This window comes from Lysobacter dokdonensis DS-58, assembly GCF_000770795.1.
In the GTDB taxonomy this organism is placed as follows: Bacteria; Pseudomonadota; Gammaproteobacteria; order Xanthomonadales; family Xanthomonadaceae; genus Noviluteimonas; species Noviluteimonas dokdonensis.
In genome coordinates this window covers 162,114-183,463 of the sequence record NZ_JRKJ01000018.1, presented here as the reverse complement: position 1 = coordinate 183,463, position 21,350 = coordinate 162,114, and the positions used below count along the sequence as shown (strand labels likewise).

The 21,350-nt window shown below is 67.8% G+C and carries 17 protein-coding genes and 1 tRNA gene; 15 read left to right on the top strand and 3 right to left on the bottom strand.

Annotated features, from left to right (window positions below; genetic code table 11):
- Positions 1-79 precede the first annotated feature (79 nt).
- Both purE and LF41_RS11985 read left to right on the top strand, forming a co-directional pair.
- A complete protein-coding gene (gene purE, locus LF41_RS11990) occupies positions 80-595 on the top strand; it encodes a 5-(carboxyamino)imidazole ribonucleotide mutase (protein ID WP_036169966.1) in 516 nt (171 codons plus the stop codon).
- A gap of 20 nt (positions 596-615) precedes the next feature.
- A complete protein-coding gene (locus LF41_RS11985) occupies positions 616-1,755 on the top strand; it encodes a 5-(carboxyamino)imidazole ribonucleotide synthase (RefSeq protein WP_036169963.1) in 1,140 nt (379 codons plus the stop codon).
- Positions 1,756-1,762: 7 nt separating this feature from the next.
- Here the strand turns inward: LF41_RS11985 and LF41_RS11980 are convergent, their stop codons facing one another.
- The gene (locus LF41_RS11980; RefSeq protein WP_036169960.1) at positions 1,763-2,341 is read right to left on the bottom strand and encodes a superoxide dismutase; all 579 of its coding nucleotides are present in this window, start codon (positions 2,339-2,341) and stop codon (positions 1,763-1,765) included.
- A 90-nt stretch (positions 2,342-2,431) separates the two neighbouring features.
- Here LF41_RS11980 and grxD point away from each other — a divergent pair, with 90 nt between their 5' ends.
- From grxD to ppnN, 5 genes are all read left to right on the top strand, one after another.
- Positions 2,432-2,752 (top strand): Grx4 family monothiol glutaredoxin, encoded by a 321-nt coding sequence (grxD, locus tag LF41_RS11975; protein WP_036170089.1) that lies wholly within the window; start codon positions 2,432-2,434, stop codon positions 2,750-2,752.
- Entirely contained in the window at positions 2,749-3,495 is a 747-nt protein-coding gene (locus LF41_RS11970) for an SDR family NAD(P)-dependent oxidoreductase (RefSeq protein ID WP_036169958.1), read from the top strand. Before grxD ends, LF41_RS11970 begins: the two co-directional genes overlap by 4 nt.
- The gene (locus tag LF41_RS11965) at positions 3,492-4,100 is read left to right on the top strand and encodes a YhgN family NAAT transporter (protein WP_036169957.1); all 609 of its coding nucleotides are present in this window, start codon (positions 3,492-3,494) and stop codon (positions 4,098-4,100) included. The genes LF41_RS11970 and LF41_RS11965 overlap by 4 nt, the downstream gene beginning before the upstream one ends.
- Before the next feature lie 236 nt (positions 4,101-4,336).
- A complete protein-coding gene (locus LF41_RS11960; RefSeq protein WP_036169955.1) occupies positions 4,337-7,663 on the top strand; it encodes a TonB-dependent receptor in 3,327 nt (1,108 codons plus the stop codon).
- Positions 7,664-7,740: 77 nt separating this feature from the next.
- Positions 7,741-9,114 carry a nucleotide 5'-monophosphate nucleosidase PpnN gene (gene ppnN / locus LF41_RS11955; RefSeq protein ID WP_036169953.1) on the top strand — a complete coding sequence of 458 codons (1,374 nt, stop codon included), beginning with the start codon at positions 7,741-7,743 and terminating at the stop codon, positions 9,112-9,114.
- A gap of 3 nt (positions 9,115-9,117) precedes the next feature.
- Here ppnN and LF41_RS11950 read toward each other — a convergent pair whose 3' ends face one another.
- Positions 9,118-9,546: a type IV pilin protein gene (locus tag LF41_RS11950; RefSeq protein ID WP_036169951.1), complete on the bottom strand. Its 429-nt coding sequence runs from the start codon at positions 9,544-9,546 to the stop codon at positions 9,118-9,120.
- Between the two features lie 174 nt (positions 9,547-9,720).
- Here LF41_RS11950 and LF41_RS16235 point away from each other — a divergent pair, with 174 nt between their 5' ends.
- From LF41_RS16235 to LF41_RS11930, 5 genes are all read left to right on the top strand, one after another.
- A complete protein-coding gene (locus LF41_RS16235) occupies positions 9,721-10,284 on the top strand; it encodes a pilus assembly FimT family protein (RefSeq protein ID WP_052116381.1) in 564 nt (187 codons plus the stop codon).
- Complete coding sequence (locus tag LF41_RS11940; RefSeq protein ID WP_036169949.1) at positions 10,278-10,775, top strand: prepilin-type N-terminal cleavage/methylation domain-containing protein; 498 nt, start codon at positions 10,278-10,280, stop codon at positions 10,773-10,775. Before LF41_RS16235 ends, LF41_RS11940 begins: the two co-directional genes overlap by 7 nt.
- Positions 10,775-12,334: a hypothetical protein gene (locus LF41_RS17030; protein WP_036169947.1), complete on the top strand. Its 1,560-nt coding sequence runs from the start codon at positions 10,775-10,777 to the stop codon at positions 12,332-12,334. The genes LF41_RS11940 and LF41_RS17030 overlap by 1 nt, the downstream gene beginning before the upstream one ends.
- A gap of 10 nt (positions 12,335-12,344) precedes the next feature.
- Positions 12,345-14,111 carry a type IV pilus modification PilV family protein gene (locus tag LF41_RS16495; RefSeq protein ID WP_084073585.1) on the top strand — a complete coding sequence of 589 codons (1,767 nt, stop codon included), beginning with the start codon at positions 12,345-12,347 and terminating at the stop codon, positions 14,109-14,111.
- A tRNA-Asn gene (locus LF41_RS11930) sits at positions 14,102-14,178 on the top strand. The genes LF41_RS16495 and LF41_RS11930 overlap by 10 nt, the downstream gene beginning before the upstream one ends.
- Positions 14,179-14,380: 202 nt before the next feature.
- Here the strand turns inward: LF41_RS11930 and LF41_RS11925 are convergent.
- Entirely contained in the window at positions 14,381-14,947 is a 567-nt protein-coding gene (locus LF41_RS11925; RefSeq protein WP_052116379.1) for a GspH/FimT family protein, read from the bottom strand.
- Positions 14,948-15,114: 167 nt separating this feature from the next.
- Between LF41_RS11925 and uvrB the strand changes: the two genes are divergently transcribed.
- The 3 genes from uvrB (at position 15,115) to LF41_RS11910 (ending at position 21,347) form a co-directional block, all read left to right on the top strand.
- Entirely contained in the window at positions 15,115-17,151 is a 2,037-nt protein-coding gene (gene uvrB, locus LF41_RS11920) for an excinuclease ABC subunit UvrB (protein WP_036169945.1), read from the top strand.
- 121 nt (positions 17,152-17,272) lie between these two features.
- Positions 17,273-18,574, top strand: coding sequence for a reprolysin-like metallopeptidase (locus LF41_RS11915; protein WP_036169944.1), 1,302 nt, complete (start codon positions 17,273-17,275; stop codon positions 18,572-18,574).
- Positions 18,575-18,650: 76 nt separating this feature from the next.
- Positions 18,651-21,347 (top strand): reprolysin-like metallopeptidase, encoded by a 2,697-nt coding sequence (locus LF41_RS11910; RefSeq protein WP_036169942.1) that lies wholly within the window; start codon positions 18,651-18,653, stop codon positions 21,345-21,347.
- The last annotated feature ends 3 nt before the right edge of the window (positions 21,348-21,350 follow it).

Here is a 21,350-nt window from a genome sequence, read left to right as displayed (position 1 = left end):
GGCACGTGCGGGGCAGGTCGTCGGAAGGCCCGCTAGAATACCCCCCTTCGCAGCAGGCGCCAGCCGCATCGGGAACACCATGGCCGCAAGGGAAGACGCGCGCACCGCCGCACCGCTGGTCGGCATCGTGATGGGCTCGCGCTCCGACTGGGAGACGATGCAGCACGCCGCGCAGAAACTCGAAGCGCTGGGCGTGCCGCACGAGGTGCGCGTGGTTTCCGCGCATCGCACGCCGGACGTGCTGTTCGACTACGCGGCGACGGCGCACGCGCGTGGCCTGCGCGCGATCATCGCCGGCGCCGGCGGCGCCGCGCACCTGCCGGGCATGCTCGCGTCCAAGACCGCGGTGCCCGTGCTCGGCGTGCCCGTGCAGAGCAAGGCGCTCAACGGCATGGATTCGCTGTTGTCGATCGTGCAGATGCCGGCGGGCATTCCCGTCGCGACGTTCGCCATCGGCAACGCCGGTGCGTCGAACGCGGCGTTGTTCGCCGCCGCGCTGTTGTCCGCCACGCATCCGGCCATCGGCGATGCGCTCGCGCAATTCCGTCAACGGCAGACCGACGACGTCGCCAACAACGACGATCCGAGGCAGTGAACAAGCACTCGGGTCACCCGATGACGACCGTCGGCATCCTCGGCGGGGGCCAGCTCGCCCGCATGCTCGCGCTGTCCGGCGCGCCGCTCGGGCTGCGCTTCCTGGTGATGGACACCGTCGCCGACGCATGCGCGGGCCAGTTCGCGCCGATGATCGTCGGGGATTGGCGCGACGAAGACGCGCTCGCCGAATTCGCATCGAAGATCGATGTGGCGACGTTCGATTTCGAGAACGTCCCTGCCGAATCCGCGCAGTGGCTCGCCGAACGCGTGCCCGTGTTCCCGAGCCCGCGTGCGCTGGCCGTCGCGCAGGATCGCCTCGCCGAAAAAACCTTGTTCCGCGAACTCGGTATCCCGGTGCCGCCCTTCGCCGCGATCGATTCGCGCGACGGTCTGGATGCCGCGCTCGCGCAGATCGGCACGCCGTGCATCCTCAAGACGCGGCGCCTGGGTTACGACGGCAAGGGCCAGTTCCGCCTGAAGACGCTCGCCGATGCGGATGCCGCATGGGACGCGCTCGGCGCGCAGGCCACGACGGTCGGGTTGATCCTCGAAGGCTTCGTCGCATTCGAGAAGGAAGTCAGCGTCGTCGCCGTGCGCGGCCGCGATGGCGAATTCCGCGCATGGCCGCTCACGCAGAACTGGCACGTCGATGGCGTGTTGTCCGCGAGCCTCGCGCCCGCGCCGTCGACGCCGGAAGTGGAATCCAGGGCGATCACGTATGCGCGCGCGCTGGCCGATGCGCTCGATTACGTCGGCGTGTTCGCGCTGGAGTTGTTCTGCCGCGACGGCGAGCTGCTCGCCAACGAACTCGCGCCGCGCGTGCACAACTCCGGCCACTGGACCATCGAAGGCAGCGAGACCTCGCAGTTCCAGAACCACCTGCGCGCCGTGCTCGGTTTGCCGCTCGGCGCCACGCGCATGGTGGGCGAGGCATGCATGCTCAACTGGATCGGCGAAATGCCCGATGCGTTCGCCGTGCTCGCCGAACCGGGCGGGCATTGGCACGATTACGGGAAGGACGCGCGCAAGGGCCGCAAGGTGGGCCACGCGACGCTGCGGGCGGATACGCCGCAGGAACTCGCGCAGACGCTGGCGCGCGTCGGAAAAGCGCTGGGCCGCGAATCCCAGGTCGAACCTGTGATCGCGGCCCTGCGTTGAGCGTGCCTCAGCGCATCTGGCCGGACACGAAGTCCCAGTTCACGAGGTTCCAGAACGCTTCGACGTACTTCGGACGCGCGTTGCGATAGTCGACGTAGTAAGCGTGTTCCCACACGTCGCACGTCAGCAGCGGCACGTCCTCGCCGGTGATCGGCGTGGCCGCGTTCGGCGTGCTCACCAGCGCGAGCGACCCGTCGGGGCGCTGCACCAGCCACGCCCAGCCCGACCCGAAGGTCTTGATGGCGACGTCGGTGAATTGCTCCTTGAACTTGCCGAAGTCGCCGAAGGCCTTGGCGATGGCCTCGCCGAGCTTGCCCTGCGGCTCGCCGCCGCCGGCGGGCTTCATGCAGTTCCAGTAGAACGTGTGGTTCCAGACCTGGGCGGCGTTGTTGAACATGCCCCCCTGCGACTTGCGGACGATCTCCACCAGGTCCATCGACTCGAACTCGGTGCCGGCGATCAGCTTGTTGAGGTTGTCCACGTAGGCCTTGTGGTGCTTGCCATGGTGGTAATCCAGCGTTTCGGCGGAGATGTGGGGTTCCAGCGCGGTGCGGTCGTAGGGCAGGGGCGGCAACTCGATCGCCATGACAAGACTCCTGGTGGGGCGGTGAAGACTTACAATTCTAGCCCCACGTCGCGTCAACGCTTTTACGGAGCCACCATGTCCCTGCAGTCCGTGCCCATCCAGGAGCGCATCCAGGCCGAAGTCACCGGCCATCCCATCGTGCTCTTCATGAAAGGCACCCCGCAGTTCCCGATGTGCGGCTTCTCCAGTCGCGCGGTGCAGGCGCTCAAGACCGCCGGCGCCTCGCAACTGCACACGGTGAACGTGCTCGAGGAACCCGAGATCCGCGCCAACCTGCCGCGCTACTCGGATTGGCCGACCTTCCCGCAGTTGTTCATCAACGGCGAGCTCATCGGCGGCTGCGACATCACGTGCGAACTGGCCGAATCCGGCGAGCTGGCGCGCATGATCACCGAAGCGCAGAAGGCGTGAGTTTCCGGCCCGACCGCGCGCCCCTGTCGGGGCGCATCGTCCTGGTGACGGGCGCGCACGGCGGGCTCGGCTCGGCCGCGTCCAAGGCCTGCGCGCAGGCCGGCGCCACGGTCGTGCTGCTGGGCCGCAAGGTGCGGCAACTGGAAAAACTGCACGACGCCATCGCCGCCATCGCGAAGGCGCCGGTGCTGTACCCGCTCGACCTCGAAGGCGCATCGCCCGACGATTTCGCCGAACTCGCCGCACGCATCGACGATGCCTACGGGCGGCTCGACGGCATCCTGCATTGCGCGGCCGATTTCCGCGGGCTGACGCCGATCGAACACACCGAGCCGTCCGCGTTCGCGCGCGCGATGCACGTCAACGTCACCGCGCCGGCGTGGCTCACGCAGGCGTGCCTGCCGGTGCTGCGCAAGTCCAACGACGCCTCGGTGGTCTTCGTCGTCGACGATCTCGAACGCGTGTCGAGCGCCTACTGGGGCGCGTACGGCCTGGCGCAACATGCGCGCGTCGGCCTGGTGTCGATGCTGCACGCGGAACTCGCGAACTCGCCCATCCGCGTCGCCGGCCTGCAACCCGGCCCGATGCGCACGGGCCTGCGCGCGAAGGCTTTCGTCGACGACATGGACCGCGACGCGCGCGATCCCGCGTTCGCCGCGCAGGCCTGCGTCGAACTGCTCTCGCCGATGGGCGTGGCGTTCAACGGCGAAATCGCGAACGGCGCGACGGGCGAACTCGAATGACGATCGCGTCGGCCGCGCTGCTGCTGTTCCTGATCCTCGATCCGCTCGGGAACATCCCGGTCTTCCTCGGCCTGCTCAAGCCGTTGCCGCCGAAGCGCCGTCACTTCGTGCTGATGCGCGAGCTGCTCATCGCGCTCGTCGTGCTGATGCTGTTCCTCTGGGGCGGCAAGTACGCGCTGGAATTGATGCACCTGCGGCAAGAGTCGGTGTCGATCGCCGGCGGCATCGTGCTGTTCCTCATCGGCCTGCGCATGATCTTCCCGCCGGCCGAAGGCGGCCTGATGGGCGATCTCCCCGGCGGCGAGCCCTTCATCGTGCCAATGGCGATCCCGCTGGTGGCCGGCCCCTCGGGCATGGCGGCGGTGATGCTGATGGGCAGCAACGAGCCCAATCGCCTGTCCGAATGGAGCCTGGCGCTGCTGATCGCCTGGGGCGCCACGGCCGCGATCCTGTTCTCGGCGACGGTGTTGTATCGCTGGCTCGGCACCCGCGTGCTGATCGCCCTCGAACGCCTGATGGGCATGCTGCTCGTGGCCATTTCCGTGCAGATGTTCCTCGACGGGCTGGGCACTTACGTCACCAGCACCATCGCCCCGGGGGCGTGACCCCCGGTGGCGCGGTGACCTGAAGCCTTCAGGGCCGCGAACCTCGCGATCGCACGCTCCGGGCACCGTCATTCGGCGGTCATCCGCCGAATCTATGGTGTTAAACTGTTGTTAGCCCAAGCGCCCCGCGCACGGGCGGGGGAATACCCATTCGTTCGCCACAGGCACGCATACGGACATGCGGGCGTGGGGCTTTGCTCTGTCCGAAAAACACATCCCATCCAAGGTGATCCAAGATGACTGATCGAAATCGCGTCCGGCTGTCGAAGCTGTCGGTGGCGCTGATCGCGGCCCTCGCTGCCGCCCCCGTGTTCGCGCAGAGCACGTCCGCCGGTGTCGGCGGTCGCGTGGTCGATGCCTCGGGCCAGCCCGTCGCGGGCGCCGAAGTGACCATCGTGCACGCCGAATCGGGCACCGTCAGCAAGGCAGTGACCGACGCGAACGGTCGTTACGCGGCGCGCGGCCTGCGCGTCGGCGGCCCGTACACGGTCACGGTCAACAAGGCTGAAACCGGCACGAAGACGACCAACAACGTCTACCTGCCGCTCGACAAGGTGGCGCAGGTCGACATGTCGATCGCCCCGCAGGAACTCGCCGCCGTCACCGTGACGGGCGCTTCGGTCATCCAGCCCGACAACAAGGGCATCGCCACGACGCTCTCGCGCGAAGACATGGACCGCATGCCGGCCCCGGACCGCTCGATCCAGAACATCGTGCGCGCCGATCCCCGCATCGTGATCACCGACCGCGACCGCGGCGCGTTCTCGGCCAACGGCCAGAACTTCCGCTACAACAGCATCACCGTCGACACCGTCAACGCGGGCGACCCCTTCGGCCTGAACGACAACGGCCTGCCGACCAAGGGCACGCCGATCTCGCAGGACGCGATCCAGGAATACAACATCTCGACCGCCAACTACGACGTGGCCACGCGCCGCGGCGTCGGCGCGACGATCAACGCCGTCACCAAGTCGGGCACCAACGAGTTCCACGGTTCGGCGTACTTCGTCTACCAGAACGCTTCGAGCATGGTCGGCGAGAACGCGTCGGGCAAGAAGTGGGAAGGCTACGACAAGGATCGCACCGCGGGCATCACGCTCGGCGGCCCGATCGTCAAGGACAAGCTGTTCTTCTTCGTCTCGCTCGAGAAGCAGCAGAAGGACGGCATCGGTTCGATCACCGGTCCGGCCGAGTCCAACGCCACGCTGAAGGTGCCGGGCATCTCGCAGCAGTTCATCAACGACGTCACCGCCGCCGCCACCGCCAAGGGCCTGACGCCCGGCGACAACGGCCAGGCGCCTGACATGGACACCGAGCGCGCCCTCGTCAAGTTCGACTGGAACATCAACGACGCGCACCGCGCCAGCCTGCGCCTGAGCCAGACGACCGAGTTCGAACCCATCGTCGTCAACGGCACCGTCACCGGCTCGTCGCCGCGCCTGGCGCTCTCGTCGAACTGGTACACGCTCGACAAGAAGTCGACCGCCTACGCCCTGAGCTTCTACGACGACTGGTCCGACAGCTTCAGCACCGAAACCTCGGTCGCCTACAGCGAGTTCAACCAGGACCGCGACCCGATGGTCGGTGGCCACCAGCCTTCGATCCTCGTGCGCACCGGCACGACCAACTCGGGCCCGGGCATCTTCCTCGGCACCGAACCGCCGACGCACGCCAACCGCCTCAACGTGAAGACGTGGAATGCGTACTTCGCGGGTAGCTACTACCTCGGCGACCACGTGATCAAGGGCGGCGTGGACTACCAGAGCGACGAGCTCTACAACCTGTTCCTGCAGAACTACAACGGCGCGTACGAGTTCAACGGCCTGACGAACTTCGTCAACAACCAGTACAACCGTTACCAGCTCGCCACGCCGGCGGCCGGCTACGACCTCAACAACGTCGCCGCGGTCCTGACGACCAAGCAGTTCGGCTTCTTCGTGCAGGACACCTGGCAGGTCACCGACCGCCTGTCCGTCCAGTACGGCGTGCGCTACGACATCCCGCAGATCAACGACACCCCGACGTTCAACCCGTGCTTCGCCGCCGCTCCGGGCACCACGGGCGACCTCGGTCCCTGCGGCCTGCGCGCCAGCACGACCAACTCGAACGCCGCCGTCGGCGGTTACGGCTTCAGCAACCAGGGCACGATCGACGGCAACGACGTCATCCAGCCGCGCGCGTCGTTCAACTTCATGATCGACGAGAACTCGCAGCTGCGTGGCGGCGCGGGCCTGTTCGTTTCGAACACCCCGGCCGTGTGGCTCGGCAACCCGTTCTCGAACAACGGTGTCGCCGTCGCGACCTACGACATCGGCGCGTTCAACCCGGCCACGCCGAACGTGACGCCGCCCTTCAACCCGAACGGTTCGACGCAGACGCCCCCGGGCGTGACGCTGGTCGACCCGGGCCTGGGCACGTCCACGATGTCGCTCGCCATCGTCGACCCGGACTTCCAGCTGCCGACCGTCGCCAAGTACACCTTGGGCTACGACTACCAGCTGCCGTTCCTGGACTCGGTGTTCACCGTCGAAGCGCAGCACATCGACACGATCAAGGGCATCAAGTACGACAACATCAACCTCGGCGCGCCGACCGGCGTGCTGCCTGATGGCCGTCTTGCCTACCAGCGCAATCCCAATGGCACGACCACCGGCACCGGTGGCACGAACCAGGCCCGCTGGAACGCCAACCCGTCGTTCGGCCAGAACATCCTGCTGACCAACACGGACAAGGGCTACGCCGACAACCTGACCTTCGCGTGGAAGAAGCCCTTCGCGAACGACTGGTCGGCGTCGATCTCGTACACGATCTCGGATGCGAAGGACGTCAACCCGGGCACCAGCTCGGTCGCCGCCAGCTCCTACGGCAACCGCGACTGGATCAACCCGAACGACGACTACCTCGCCACGTCGAACTACTCGGTGCCGCAGCGCCTGCTCGCGCAGTTCACGTACGAGCACGCCTTCTTCGGCGAGTACGCCACGCGCGTGTCGGCCCTGTACGACGGCCACTCCGGCGCGCCGTACAGCTGGGTGTTCGGCAATGACGTGAACGGCGACTCGTCGTTCCGCGACCTGGCCTACATCCCGATGAACCGCAACGAGATCTCGTTCGTCAACGCAGGCCAGCCGGGCGGCACCTCGCAGGCCTCGATCGACTCGTTCTTCGCCTACATCGCGAACAACGACCAGCTCGTCCGCCAGCAGGGCAGCATCTTCGACCGCAACGAAGGCCGCGCGCCGTGGGTGAACCAGCTCGACCTGTCGTTCTCGCAGGAAATCCCGGGCTTCGGTGAAGGCCACAAGGGCGAGATCCGCCTCGACATCTTCAACTTCCTCAACCTGCTCAACAAGGATTGGGGTGTCGAACACCGCGCCAGCTTCCCGCTGGAGCGCACGCTCGCCAACGTGTCGGGCATCGACGCGCAGGGCCGTTACGTCTACGACATCCGCCCGTACCTGGATGGCAACGGCAACTACGCCCCGACCGCGCTGCCGGTCAACGAGAACTTCAACCCGTCGCAGCGTTGGGCCGCCAACGTCACGCTGCGCTACGAGTTCTAAGATCTCGAAGCGATACGTTTGAGCCGAAACGGCCGGGGAAACCCGGCCGTTTCTGTTTTTGCGATACCCTTGCCGCAATGAACGAAGCCACCCAGACCATGCTCCCCACCGCCAACGCGCGCATCTATCCGCGTGGCGCACTCGATGTCCTTTCGCGCGCCGAAGTGGCCCGCCTGCGTGACGCCTCCTCCGGCGGCATGCACGACCTGCTGCGCCGCTGCGCGCTCGCCGTGCTCACCAGTGGCAGCGCATCGGACGACCCGCGCGCCGCGCAGGAGCTGTATCCGGATTTCGACATCCAGGTGCTGCAGCAGGACCGCGGCGTGCGCATCGACCTGCTCAACGCGCCGGCGATGGCGTTCGTCGATGGCGAGATCATCCGCGGCGTCGCCGAACTGTTGTTCGCCGTCGTGCGCGACCTGGCGTACACCGCGATCGAATTGAACGAACGCGACCTCGACAGCGGCGAAGCCATCACCGATTCGGTGTTCGGCCTGCTGCGCAATGCGCGCGTGCTGCAACCGTCGGAACCCAACCTCGTCGTGTGCTGGGGCGGCCACTCGATCGGCCGCGACGAATACCTGTACACCAAGCAGGTCGGCTACGAGCTCGGCCTGCGCGGCCTGGACATCTGCACGGGCTGCGGCCCGGGCGCGATGAAGGGCCCGATGAAGGGCGCAACCATCGCGCACGCCAAGCAGCGCCGCCGCACGATGCGGTACATCGGCATCACCGAGCCGGGCATCATCGCCGCCGAATCGCCGAACCCGATCGTCAACCACCTCGTGATCATGCCGGACATCGAGAAGCGCCTCGAAGCGTTCGTCCGCATGGGCCACGGCATCATCGTGTTCCCGGGCGGCGTCGGCACGGCGGAAGAAATCCTGTATCTGCTCGGCATCCTGTTGCGCGAAGAGAACGCCGACCTGCCGTTCCCGCTGATCCTCACCGGCCCGACGGCGGCGGCGCCGTACTTCGAGCAGATCGACCAGTTCCTGCGCCTGACCCTCGGCGAAGCGGCGACGTCGCGCTACGAAATCATCGTGGGCGACCCGGGCAAGGTGGCCAAGCGCATGGCCTCGGGCGTGCGCAAGGTGAAAGATTGGCGCATCGCGCAGAAGGATTCGTTCTTCTTCAACTGGGCGATGCACGTGCCGCTGGAGTTCCAGAAGCCGTTCGTGCCCACGCATGAAGCGATGGCCGCGCTCGACCTGCACCACGGCCGCAAGCCGCATGCCCTGGCGGCGGACCTGCGCCGCGCGTTCTCCGGCATCGTCGCGGGCAACGTCAAGGAAGACGGCATGCGCCGCATCGAGGAACGCGGCCCGTTCGAGATCCACGGCGACCGCGACATGATGGAAGCGCTGGATGGCTTGCTGCGCGCATTCGTCGAACAACGCCGCATGAAGATCGCCGGCGAATACCGCCCGTGCTATCGCGTGGTGACCTGACGCTTACCTGCGCCAGCAATAGTCGACATCGCCGGCGCTCACGCCCTTCGTGACTACGCCGGCAGTCATCGTCAAGGTGAAGTTCCCACACTTGGGATCGTTGGCCAGCTCGCCCTTGCGCGTGGCGGTGAGTACGTAACCCGTGGCGGTCGGCGTTGTCACGCCGACCGTGTAGTACTTCAGCCCGTTGTTGAAGGCCGTCGATGCCGCCGCGCTGCCCGTCAGGTTGTCGAGCGACCCGTACGCCGGGTTGTCCGCGCGCCAACTCTCCTCGCGCAACTGCATGTCGCCCAATGCCTGAGCCGCCTCCGCGCGCTTGCCCTTGCGCATCTGCTCGCTGTACATCGGCAACGCGATCAGCGCCAGCAGCGCCACGACGGCGACGACGATCATCACTTCGATCAACGTGAATCCAGGCGGGCGGCGACGCATCGCGGGCACTCCATGGCGGGCGTGCGGCCGATGCTACGCCGGCACGTTCGGCGCCTCGGACCGTTGACACCCTCATCCGTTCCCGCTCGTCGGTCCGGACTGGCGCGCACGCCGAAAGCGCATGCTACACCGCGTGCAACGGACAACGAAGGAGAGGCTCGGATGCCTCGATACATGCACGCCGCAACGGCGCGCGGATTCACGCTGGTCGAACTCATCGTGGCGCTGGCGGTGTTCGCGATCCTTGCGACACTCGCGGTCCCTGCGTTCACGGCTTACTTCGAAAGGACGCGTTTGCGCGCGGCCGCGGATGCCGTGGCATCGCTCATTGGGGACGCGCGGATCGGTGCGGTGAAGCAGGGACGCGCGGTGACGGTGCGTTTCGGCGGGGGCGGGACGCAGTGGTGCGTCGGCGCGCGTGAAGCGGCGATGCCGCCGGTCGGCATGCCGATGGCGGGGCGCGCCACGTGCGATTGCACGGCCGCCGTGGGCGCGTGCGTGGTCGATGCGCGAACGGCGGTGGTGACGAGCGCGATGCATCGTGGCGTTGCGCTGGTCGTGCCTGGCGATGCGCTGGAATTCGACGGTGCGAGCGGGACGCGCGTCGGTGCACCTGGGAGCGGGGCGCAACTGGCGTCGCGCACCGGGCAGTTCGCGTTGACGCTCGCCGTTTCCCCCATGGGGCAAGTCTCGATGTGCAGTCGTGGCGGTGCGTTCGCCGGGGTGCCCGCATGTTGAATCGCGGATTCACGCTCGTGGAGTTGTTGGTCGCGCTGGCGCTGGGGCTGGTGGTGATCGCGGCGGCGCTCGGGTTTCTGCTGCAGATATTGCGGGCGGGGAGCGAGATCGTCCTGTCGGCGCGGCTGCAGCAGGAGCTGCGGACGTCGATGGCGGTCGTCGTGGCGGAGGTGCGTCGGGCGCGGGCGGGTGGCGGGGATGTCGTTGCGTCACCCGGATGTCTCGTCGGCACGGGCATCGCGATTTCGTTGCGGGACGGCGCGCTGCGAGTGGCGCGCGGGCCGGGCGTGGATTGCGAGGCGGCGGGAGAGGGCATGGGCAGCCCTGCCGTGCGCATGACTGCGCTGCGCTTCACGCATGAGGTGTCGGTCAATGACCGGCGCGTGCAGGTGGAACTGGCTGGGGCGTTGCGCAGTTCGCCGGCGTTCTTCTCCCTGCGGGAGGTGCGGCTGCGGCAGGTCGTGGCCTTGCGCTCGAACGGGGGCGGCTGATGCATGCTTCGAACGGCAACGCGCTGGTCGCCGCCCTCCTGGTGCTGCTGCTTGCGAGCGTGGCGACATTGTTGACGCTGCACGTCGGCGTGTTCGAGCAACGCGCAACGGGCAATCTCGTACGCAGTCGCGTTGCGGCCGAGCTCGCGGAAGCTGCGGTCGCGCACGGCGCGGCGTGGATCGCCGGCGATCCGATGCGGCTCGCGCACGGTGCGCAATGGCAGCGCTGCGCGGACCTCGTGGAAGCTGATGCCTTTCCGTGCGGCGCGGTCGCGGATGGCACGCAGCGCGCGGGGATGTACTTCTGGACGGAAGTTGGCGGGGATCGCGATGGCGACGGCGGTGTCGATGTGTTCGACGCTCGCATGCTGCCGTTGACCGATGGGCGCATCACGCAGGTGGGCGCGTTCGATCGCGTCGCCCATGGCGCGGGCGTGGTCCTGTGCCGCACTGCCCGAGAGACGCCCGCGCGCTGCACGACCGATCCGGCGGAAGAGGGCGGCGACGTCGCGTACACCGTCGTCGGCCTGGGTCGCCTGGTCGACGAGGGCGCACGCGCGACGGTGACGCAGCGCTTCGCGCGCACTGCAGCCTTCGCACCCAATCCGCGCATGCCACCGGTCATCGCCAGCGGGTCGGTCGATCTGCGCACGCCGCTCAACGTGGTCGCGAATCCGAATGCGGGCGGACACGGTGTTCCCATTTCGGCGTGGAGCCGCCGCGATGTCCTGAAGTCCGCGGCGAACACGTGCCATCCCGGCGAATTCTTCGACGGTGCCGCGGCGGCGTTCCAATCCGGTTCGCTTACCTGCGACGACTGTCGCTGTCCGCTGGCCGGTGGATTGGTCGACACGCATGATCCGGAAGGCGTCGACATCCTCGATGTCGACGGCAGCGATGGATCGAACGCGCTCGGAGTGAACCTCGACCTGGAACCCGGCGGATTCCCCTGCGATCTGTTCGCGCAGGTGTTCGGTGTCGTGGCGCGCATCGATGCGGACGCGGATGCGTTCTGCGAGAGCCGCGCGCCGCAAGTGGCGTATGTCGCACCAGCGACGATGGGACGCATGCAGCTCACGGCCGACGATGCGTTCCTGTACCGGCATGCGAAACGCATCATTCCGCGCGACGCGGCTGCGGCGGCACTGATGCGGCGCAACCAGGCATTGGTCGAGTCCTATCCTTCGCCGGCGCTCGCGGGCCTGGTATGGTGCCAGCGCGCATGCGACATCGGAAGCGGCGATGGGTTGGGCACCCCAGCCGCGCCTGTGTTGTTGGTCGCCGACGGTCCATTGCATGTGCATGGCCGCGTCTTCGGACTCGTGTTCGTCCGCGATGACGGCGACGCGCTCGATCCCGCGACGGGCGGCAACGCGCGCCTTCGCCTGCATGGTTCGGCGGCGATCTACGGGGCGGTGGTCGTGCAAGGGTCGGTCGACCAAGCGAGCGGCGCGCGCGCGATCGTCTCGGCGCCCGATGTCATCGCGAATCTCGCGGATACCATCCCCGCCGTCCATGCACCGGTCCCCGGTGCGTGGAGCGATCACGTGTCGTACTGAGGCCGCGCTGATGCCACGTCGTCCATTCGGCTTTTCCCTGCTCGAAGTCCTCATCGCCGTCGCGCTGCTCGCCACGGGCCTGCTGGCGATCGCCGCATTGCAAGGCGCACTGGCGCGGGGGACCGCGGATGCGAAGGCGCGCTCCCGGGTGCTCGCGCTGGTGTCCGGTGAACTCGACGCGTTGCGCGCGACCCCGTTCGCCGACATCGCGTCGCTCGCCGCGCCCATCGATGCGCGCGACCCCACCTGCGCGGCGCCGGCGAACGAAGCCGAGCACGCCGCCTGTGACAGCGGCATCCGCGGGCTGCGCCTGCACCGGACCGTCGCGTCGGCGGGCGGTGGTGCGTCGAAATCCGTGCGCGTCGCAGCGGAGTGGACCGCGCCCACGGGGGAAACCCGCACGCTCGAACTGCGCACCGTGCTCGGCGGACTCGCGCTGGATCCGAATCGGATTCGCGCCTTCGCGCACATGCCGCTGCATCCGCAAGTGCGGAGCACCGCCGCGGCGATCACCACCGCGGACGCGCTGCCGATCGCCGTCGGCGAGGGACGCATGCAAGTGACCACGGCGCCGCGCATCGACGCACTCGGCACGCGCTTCGACATCGTGACCTACACCCCTGACGACGATGCAGGCGCGCGGATCGGCGATCGCATCGAAATGGAAGTGATCAAGTGTCGATGCCGATACGACGCAGGCGGCGCCCACCTCGGGCCGGTTCATCGCGTGCCGCAATGGCCGGCAATCTGGACCGGCGTCCGCTATGGCCTTTACGCACCGGAAGGCGACACGCCGCCACCCGGCGCGGCTTACACCGCAGGCCCCGACCCCGACGTCGTCCAGAGCCCGAGATGCCGCGAATGCTGCCGCGATCGCCACGACGTCGCGGGTCCGTCGCCCCATGCGGAGTTCGATCCGGCCAACGCAGACCCCCGGTATCGCAAGTACGACCTCGACGAAGGCGGCGCACTCGTCCAGGTCGACGACACTGTCTCGGGGACTTACGTCGACAGCTGCCGCCTGGTCCGGGTCGACGGGTGGTGGCGCACCGCGGCGGATCTGCAGGCGCGTCACTTCGCGTTGCTGCAAACCGAAGCGATCGACGGCGTCCCGGCAGCGTCGCGCAAACCGGACCCGGAGGCCGCGCATCGCTACACACGCTTCGTTCGCGACTATCTCGCGCAATACGCCGACGTCCCCGCGCCCGACAACGCGCGCGCCTTGCATGACGAACCCGCGCGTGGCCTGAACCTGCCGGCGCGGATCACCATCGCGACGCCCCCGCCGACGGACCGCCGCCATCTCCACGCGCGGGCGCTCTACGTCGACGCCCTAGAACCCATCGCACGCAAGGCACTCGACGACGCGGTCGACGCGCGTCGGGCAAACGACGGCTGCGCAGCCGGCTCAGCGCACCTGGCCGATTGCGTGCTGCCGTACCTGCCGTTCTTCACGCAGGACCTCACAGACATCGCCGCATGGTCCGTGCGTGATGCCGACGTGCTCGCCGTCGATTCGCACGACCCGGCAGCCGATGTGCCCGTGCCCGGCGGCCGCGTCCGTGGCCTCGCACACGGCGCAACCGACGCCGTCGCGGTCGCGCGACTCTCCAATTCCGGCGCCGCGAGCAGCACGCATATCCCGGGCGCCACGGACCTGCAAGGCGACCAGGCGACGCTGGAAGACACGCAAATGTTCGAAATCCGCGAAAGCGACGCCGCACACGTTGACGCCGCCCCGCGTCGGCGGCCAGAATATGCGCCCCCGCCCGAATAGCTCAGCCGGTTAGAGCACTTGACTGTTAATCAGGGGGTCGTTGGTTCGAGTCCAACTTCGGGCGCCAGATTCGATTGACAAAAGGCCTGCAGCGATGCAGGCCTTTTTTCGTATCCGAAACACGGACAGTCGTACGCCGGTTTGCCGGTGGAGCACAACGTGGGCGCATTCCCGAGGCGGGAGTCGCGGGTGGATGCGCTGATTCCCAGCCTTTGCACCACGGAAGACATGCGGATTGTCGGGCCCGCCAAATCGTCGGCGGCGCTTCGCTAAAGCGCAGTCGCACATGCCTGCGCGCTCGCAGGCGTCGCCGGCATCGCCCGCAACGCACCACTGTTGTTCATCACCAACGCCACCGCGCGTTGCGGGCCGCGGCCGTCGCACAACGTGAACGTGGCATTGGAGCCGGCGGCGCTGCCGTCGGGCTGGAACACGATGCGCGTGCGGCCGATTGTGGTGCGCAGGTGGGTCCGGCCGCCGGCGGCCGCCGCGCGATGGAGGAGGGGCTCGCGCATCGGGTCGCGCGTGCGGTCGCCGTCGGGGTCGGCGAAGACGATCCATCCGCCGCTCCAGTCGTGCGTGCCCGCGCACCCCGCGGATGCGCCGGGGCAGGCGACGACGTCGGTGCCCGCGGAGGCGGCGTGGGTCGACGCGGTCACCAGGGACGCGAGCAACGCCTGGTGCACGGCGCTGGTGCGCGCGGCTTCGCGCGCGGCGGTGAAGCGGGGTAGCGCGAGCACGGCGAGCGTGGCGACCACCGCGACCACGATGGCCACTTCGAGCAGCGTGGCGCCATCGGTGCGCCTGCGGTTGAAACCAGTGGGAAGGGCACGCATATCAGGGGCTTCGTTTCGGTCCTCCGATGCTGCGTGCTGCCTCCCCACGGCCGCCGTCGGAAACGCCTGCGCCGCGTTGTCAGGAAACACCGCGCCAACGCCTCGGGCTTCATCCCCGCGGCGCTACACTCGTCCGATCCCCCGTTGCACCTCCGTTGCCGAGCCCGATGCGCCCACCTTCGTCCGACACCACGCCGTTCCAGCTCGTTTCGCCGTATTCCCCGGCCGGCGACCAGCCACCGGCGATCGAAAAACTCGTGGCCAATTTCGAGTCGGGCCTGGCGCGGCAGACGTTGCTGGGCGTCACCGGCTCGGGCAAGACGTACACGATCGCCAACGTCATCAACCGGGTGCAGAAACCCACGCTGGTGATGGCGCCCAACAAGACGCTCGCCGCGCAGTTGTACGGCGAGTTCAAGGCGTTCTTCCCGCACAATGCGGTCGAGTATTTCGTCAGCTATTACGACTACTACCAGCCCGAGGCGTACGTGCCCTCGTCGGACACGTACATCGAGAAGGACAGCTCGATCAACGAGCACATCGAGCAGATGCGCCTGTCGGCGACCAAGGCGTTGCTGGAGCGGCGCGACGCCATCATCGTCTGCACGGTTTCGGCCATCTACGGCCTGGGCGATCCGAACGAATACTTCAACATGGTGCTGCACATGGTGCGCGGCGAGCGCATCGAGCAGCGCGAGCTGATCCGCCGCCTCACCGAGATGCAGTACACGCGCAACGAGTTCGAACTCCAGCGCGGCCATTACCGCGTGCGCGGCGAAACCATCGACGTGCACCCGGCCGAAAGCGACATGGAAGCCCTGCGCGTCGAGTTGTTCGACGGCGAGATCGAATCGCTGTCCATCTTCGACCCGCTCACCGGCGAAGTGCTGCGCAAGGTGCCGCGCTATACGATCTATCCCAAGTCGCATTACGTCACCACGCGCCGCACGGTGTTGCAGGCGGTGGAGCTGATCAAGGCCGAGCTCAAGGATCGGCTGGAATACCTGTATTCGCAGAACAAGCTGGTCGAAGCGCAGCGCCTGCAACAGCGCACGACGTACGACCTGGAGATGCTCGCCGAAGTCGGTTACTGCAACGGCATCGAGAACTACTCGCGCCATCTCACCGGCCGCATGCCGGGCGAGCCGCCGCCGTGCTTGTACGACTACCTGCCGCCCGACGCGCTGCTGGTCGTCGACGAATCGCACGTCACCGTTCCGCAGATCGGCGCGATGTACAAGGGCGATCGCTCGCGCAAGGAAACGCTGGTGGAGTTCGGGTTCCGCATGCCTTCGGCGATGGACAACCGTCCGCTCAAGTTCGAGGAATGGGAATTGCGTTCGCCGCGCAGCATCTACGTCTCCGCCACGCCGGGCCCGTACGAATTGCGCGAGTCCGCCGGCGAAGTCGTCGAACTCGTCGTGCGCCCCACCGGCCTGATCGATCCGGAGGTCGAAATCCGCCCGGTCGCCACGCAGGTCGACGATCTGCTCGGCGAGGTGAACCTGCGCGTGGCGATGGGCGACCGCGTCCTCGTCACCACGCTCACCAAGCGCATGGCGGAAAACCTGACCGAATACCTCGGCGAACACGGCTGCCGCGTGCGCTACCTGCACTCGGACGTCGACACCGTCGAGCGCGTGGAAATCATCCGCGACCTGCGCCTGGGCAAGTTCGACGTACTCGTCGGTATCAACCTGCTGCGAGAAGGCCTCGACATGCCGGAGGTGTCGCTGGTCGCGATCCTCGACGCCGACAAGGAAGGCTTCCTGCGCAGCGGCGGTTCGCTGATCCAGACCATCGGCCGCGCCGCGCGCAACCTGCGCGGCAAGGCGATCCTCTACGCCGACTCGATGACGCGTTCGATGAAGATGGCGATCGACGAAACCGACCGCCGCCGCGCCAAGCAGCTCGAATACAACGCCGAGCACGGCATCGTGCCGGTGTCGGTGTCCAAGCCCATCGTCGACATCCTCGAAGGCGCGCGCAGCGAGCCGGGCGAGAAGAAGAAGGGCAAGGGCCGGGGCACCGTGGTGGCGGAGGAGCGCGTGGACTACGGCGCGATGGACGCCTCGCAGATCGCGGCCAAGCTCAAGCAGCTCGAGGACCGCATGTACAAGCATGCGCGCGACCTGGAGTTCGAAGATGCCGCCCGCGTGCGCGACCAGATCCGCAAGCTCAAGGACGCCAGCCTGGCGACCTGATGGGAAAACCCGCACGAATGCGCCGCACGTCGGCCGGATCCTCCTGACCAATGGCCCTGTCGGGGCGGCCGCGGCCCGCTAAGATGCGCGCTGCGGTTCAGCTTGAAGTCGGTGGTTCGTGATGGGGATGTTCCGGGGCGCGGTGGCCTGCACGCTGGTCGCCGCTGCGGTGGGGTTCGCGGTCTGGGGCTTGCGCGCGGAATTCGCGGGCGAGGCCGTGCGCGCGCCCGTGTCCCAAATCCCTGCCGAAACCGGCCTTCCCACCCTGCGCCTCGAAAGCGGCGGGCAGGGCATCCACCTCGACGCCGCGATGGCGCGCCGCGCACTGCGCGACGGCACCCTCGAGGTCGTGCTGCCCGACGGCACCGCGTACCCGGTCAAGATCGAGCGCCAGGAAACGCATGGCGGCGGGCACTGGTCGCTCGTCGGCCGAGTGCAGACCGCCGTGGGTGCGCAGTCGATGGTGCTGACCTTCGGCGGCAATGCGGTCTTCGGCCAGGTGCCGATGCCCGACGGCCACGCGATGCAGATCGAAACCGAAGGCAACGGCCTGATCACGGTGGCGCCGGCGCGCAACCTCGTGCCGCGCAGCCAGCCCGGTCGCCCGGCCACGCCGGACTATCGCGTCCCGCCGGGCGGCGAGTTCGACACCCAGTATTTCAAGGCCGTGGCCGACCAGCCGCTCCGCCTCGACGACGGCAAGCCGGTGCGCATCGACGTGCTCGCGCTCTATTCGCCGGAACTGGTCGCGCGGCGCGGCAGCGTTGCGGCGGCGAAGACCCAGATCGCGCACCTGATCGCCGTGGCGAACCAGGCGCACCGCGACAGCGGCACGCGCGTGCGACTGCACATGATCGGCGCGCAGGAAGTCGCGATCCCCGCCGACCTGACGAATGCACAGGCGCTCGACGTGCTCACCGCCGGCCGCTATGGCGACATCGATTTCGAAGCCCTGCGCGACAAGACCGCGGCCGACCTCGCGGCTTTCATCCGCCCCGTGTCGGAGACCGACGACACCTGCGGCGCCTCGTGGTTGAACGGCGCGCACGAACAGGGCGAAGCCGGCCTGGATCCGGCGCACGGTTACGTCGTCGCCAATGTTTCGCCGTGCGGCGCTTACGTGCTCGCGCACGAGATCGGCCACGCGATGGGCGCGGCGCACGACATCGCCGCGCAGACCGACGCCGACGGCGTCGTGACGTACGGCGCGTACCCGTTCTCCTTCGATCTGCGCACGCCGATGTTCGGCACGCTGATGACGGACCCGGGCGAGGGCCGCTGGATCGGACGCTTCTCGAACCCGCACCCCACCGCCTGCGACGGCGCCCCCTGTGGGGTGGCTGGCCGCATCGACAACGCCCGCGGCATCGACCTGGCGGCCCCGGCGGTCGCGCGTTTCCGCGATCCGCCGACCCGCAACTAGCCCGCTACCACGAGTCACGTCGCGCCACCCGGCGGCGGCCGCTATGATCGGCCGGTAATCCGCATCGGGGGATGCAATGGCATTGCGGTCGAAGACGAGCCTCTGGCTCGCCCTGGGGTTGTGTGCGTGCGTGGCGGTGGTGTGGGGCCTCCACGAATCACCTTCTGAAGCACTGGTGCGCCGCAGCGCAAACGTGGCATCGCAGCCCGCGGTGCCCGCGTTGCAATTGCACGGTGCGTTCGACGTCGTCGGCACTGCGCATCCGATCGCATTGAACGCCGCGATGGCGCGCGCCGCGATGCGCGACGGCACGCTGCGCGTCACGCTGCCCGACGGCACCGCGTATCCGGTGAAGATGTCGCGCCAGGAAACCGACGCATTCGGCCAGTGGTCGGTGATCGGCCAGGTCGACACGCCGGTGGGTGCGCAATCGGCGGTGCTGACCTTCGGCGGCGACGCGGTGTTCGGCACGCTGCCGATGCCGAACGGGCGCATGCTGCGTGTCGTCACCAACCATGGCGTGGTCGAAGGCTCGCTCGATGGCGGCCTGATCCCGCCGGGCCACGGCCTGATGAGCGACATCGCCCCGCGTCCGAAGGACGACATCGTCGCGATGAAGGCGAAGGCGGCCGCCCGACGCGATTTGCAGCGGCGCGCCACGCCGGCGGCGTCGCAACGCATGCCTGTCGGCGGCGGATTGCCGACATCCACGCCCATCGCACAGACGACGGACGCTTCGCTTCGCACCGAAGCCGCAGGCGCGCTGCCGCTGGTCACCATTACGGTGATCGCTTCGTATTCCGACGATCTCATCGCCCTGCGCGGCAGCGAAGCGGCGGTGCAGACCGAGATGAGCAACCTGCTTGCCGCGGCGAACCAGGCGCACATCGACAGCGGCACGCGCGTGCGCCTCTCGCTCGTGCGCAAGGTGAAGCTCACCGTGCCGTCGACGATGGACAACTACGACGTGCTCGTCCAGATGACGGGGGATTTCGTCGGCGGTGTCGACCTGGAAACCGTGCGCGACGAATCCTCGGCGGACCTGGTCACCTTCGTGCGCCCGTATCGCAACGAATTCTCGAACTGCGGCATCGCGTGGGTCGGCGGCGCTGGCAACCATGCGCTGGAGGCCGAAGCGCCCTACGGTTTCTCCGTCGTCAACGTCGGCCCGTGCGGCGCGCACGTGATGGCGCATGAAATCGGCCACAACCTCGGTTCTGCGCACGACCGCGAGACCGACTGGATCGATGGCGAATATCCGCACGCCTCGTATCCCTACGCATTCGGCTATCGCCGCCTGACCGCGCCCAAGTTCGCCACGATCATGGCGTACACCTACGCCGACGAACCGTGGATCGGCCGGTTCTCCGATCCCAACTCCAGTGCGTGCGGCGCGCCGTGCGGCATCGCGAAACTGTCCGACAACGTGCGCGCGTTCGACAAGATGGCGCCCGCCATCGCGGATTTCCGCACGACGCCGGCCCGCATGACGGTCTCCGACAGCGAAGCGTGGGAAGGCGACCCCGACATCCTGCCGTCGAACCTCCGGTTCCCCGTGCGATTGAACGCGTATGCGATGGATGCGGCGGTGCCGTTCGAGGCGCGCGTGATCGGCGGCACCGCGACGCCGGGCGTGGACTTCGTCGCAGGCGATCCCGTAGCCAGCGGCACCGTTCCGTGGGGCTATCGCAACGAAACCTTCGGGCTGATCCAGATCCTCCCGGACACGGAGATCGAAGGCGACGAGACGATCATCGTCCGCATCACCGCGCCCGGCGGCTACCCGATCATCAAGGACACCGCGGTGCTGACGATCCGCGACGACGACCCGCGCCCGCACATTCGCGGTCGCATCCTCGTGCCGCCGGAGGACGGTTGCTACATTCAGGCAACGTATTACGGCATCAACGGGCCGCGCGACGGGAAGCGCGATTTCGCCCCGGCGTGGCCGGATTGCAGTTTCGATTTCGCCGTCGCACCGGGCGCCAATTTCGAACTTCGGCAGAACTTCGGCGTGACCGGTGTTCCCACGGCTGGTCGCCGCTTCCTGCCGACCGTGGTGAACGATGTCTACGAAGATCGCTACCTGGCCATTCCCGCGCCGCAGCCGCTCCAGGTGGCGCTCACCATGGTGCCGAGCGATCCGTGGATCGGCACGCCGACGACGTTGACGCGCTCCATCGAAACGTTGATGGGTCGCACCATCAGCGAGACGATCATGACGCCCACGTACGGCGCGTCGTGGACGCGTTCGGTCTATCCCGGCGCGACGCTCGAAGTGCAGGTGGAGGCGCAGTCCACGTCGTACCGGCCCTGGTATTTCGTCTTCCACGACGTGTGGCAGGACACCGGCGCGATGCCGTTGATGCGCAATGCCGGCACGATCGTCGTCCGCGGCGGCCAGCCGTGGCCGGAAGGCCCGGCAGGCCGCAAGACCAAAGTGCCGGTGCAGATCGCCTACGTGTCGAAGTTCAGCGACACCAGCGTGCAACTCGGCTCGGTCAACGTGAACTGGCGCACCGTCGACGGCACCGCGAAGGCCGGCAAGGATTACACCGCGGCATCGGGCACGGTCACGCTGACCGGCAGCGTGCCGTCGGCGATCGTGTGGGTGGAAATCAACGGCAACGACGTGACGGACAAGGCGAGGTCGTTCGACGTCGTCATCGATCCGATCTCTCCGTATCAGATCACCAATCCGTCGACGCGCGTGACCATCGCCGACGACGACCATCGCACGGGCGGGCCGGGGCAGAAAACCGCGGCGCCATAACGA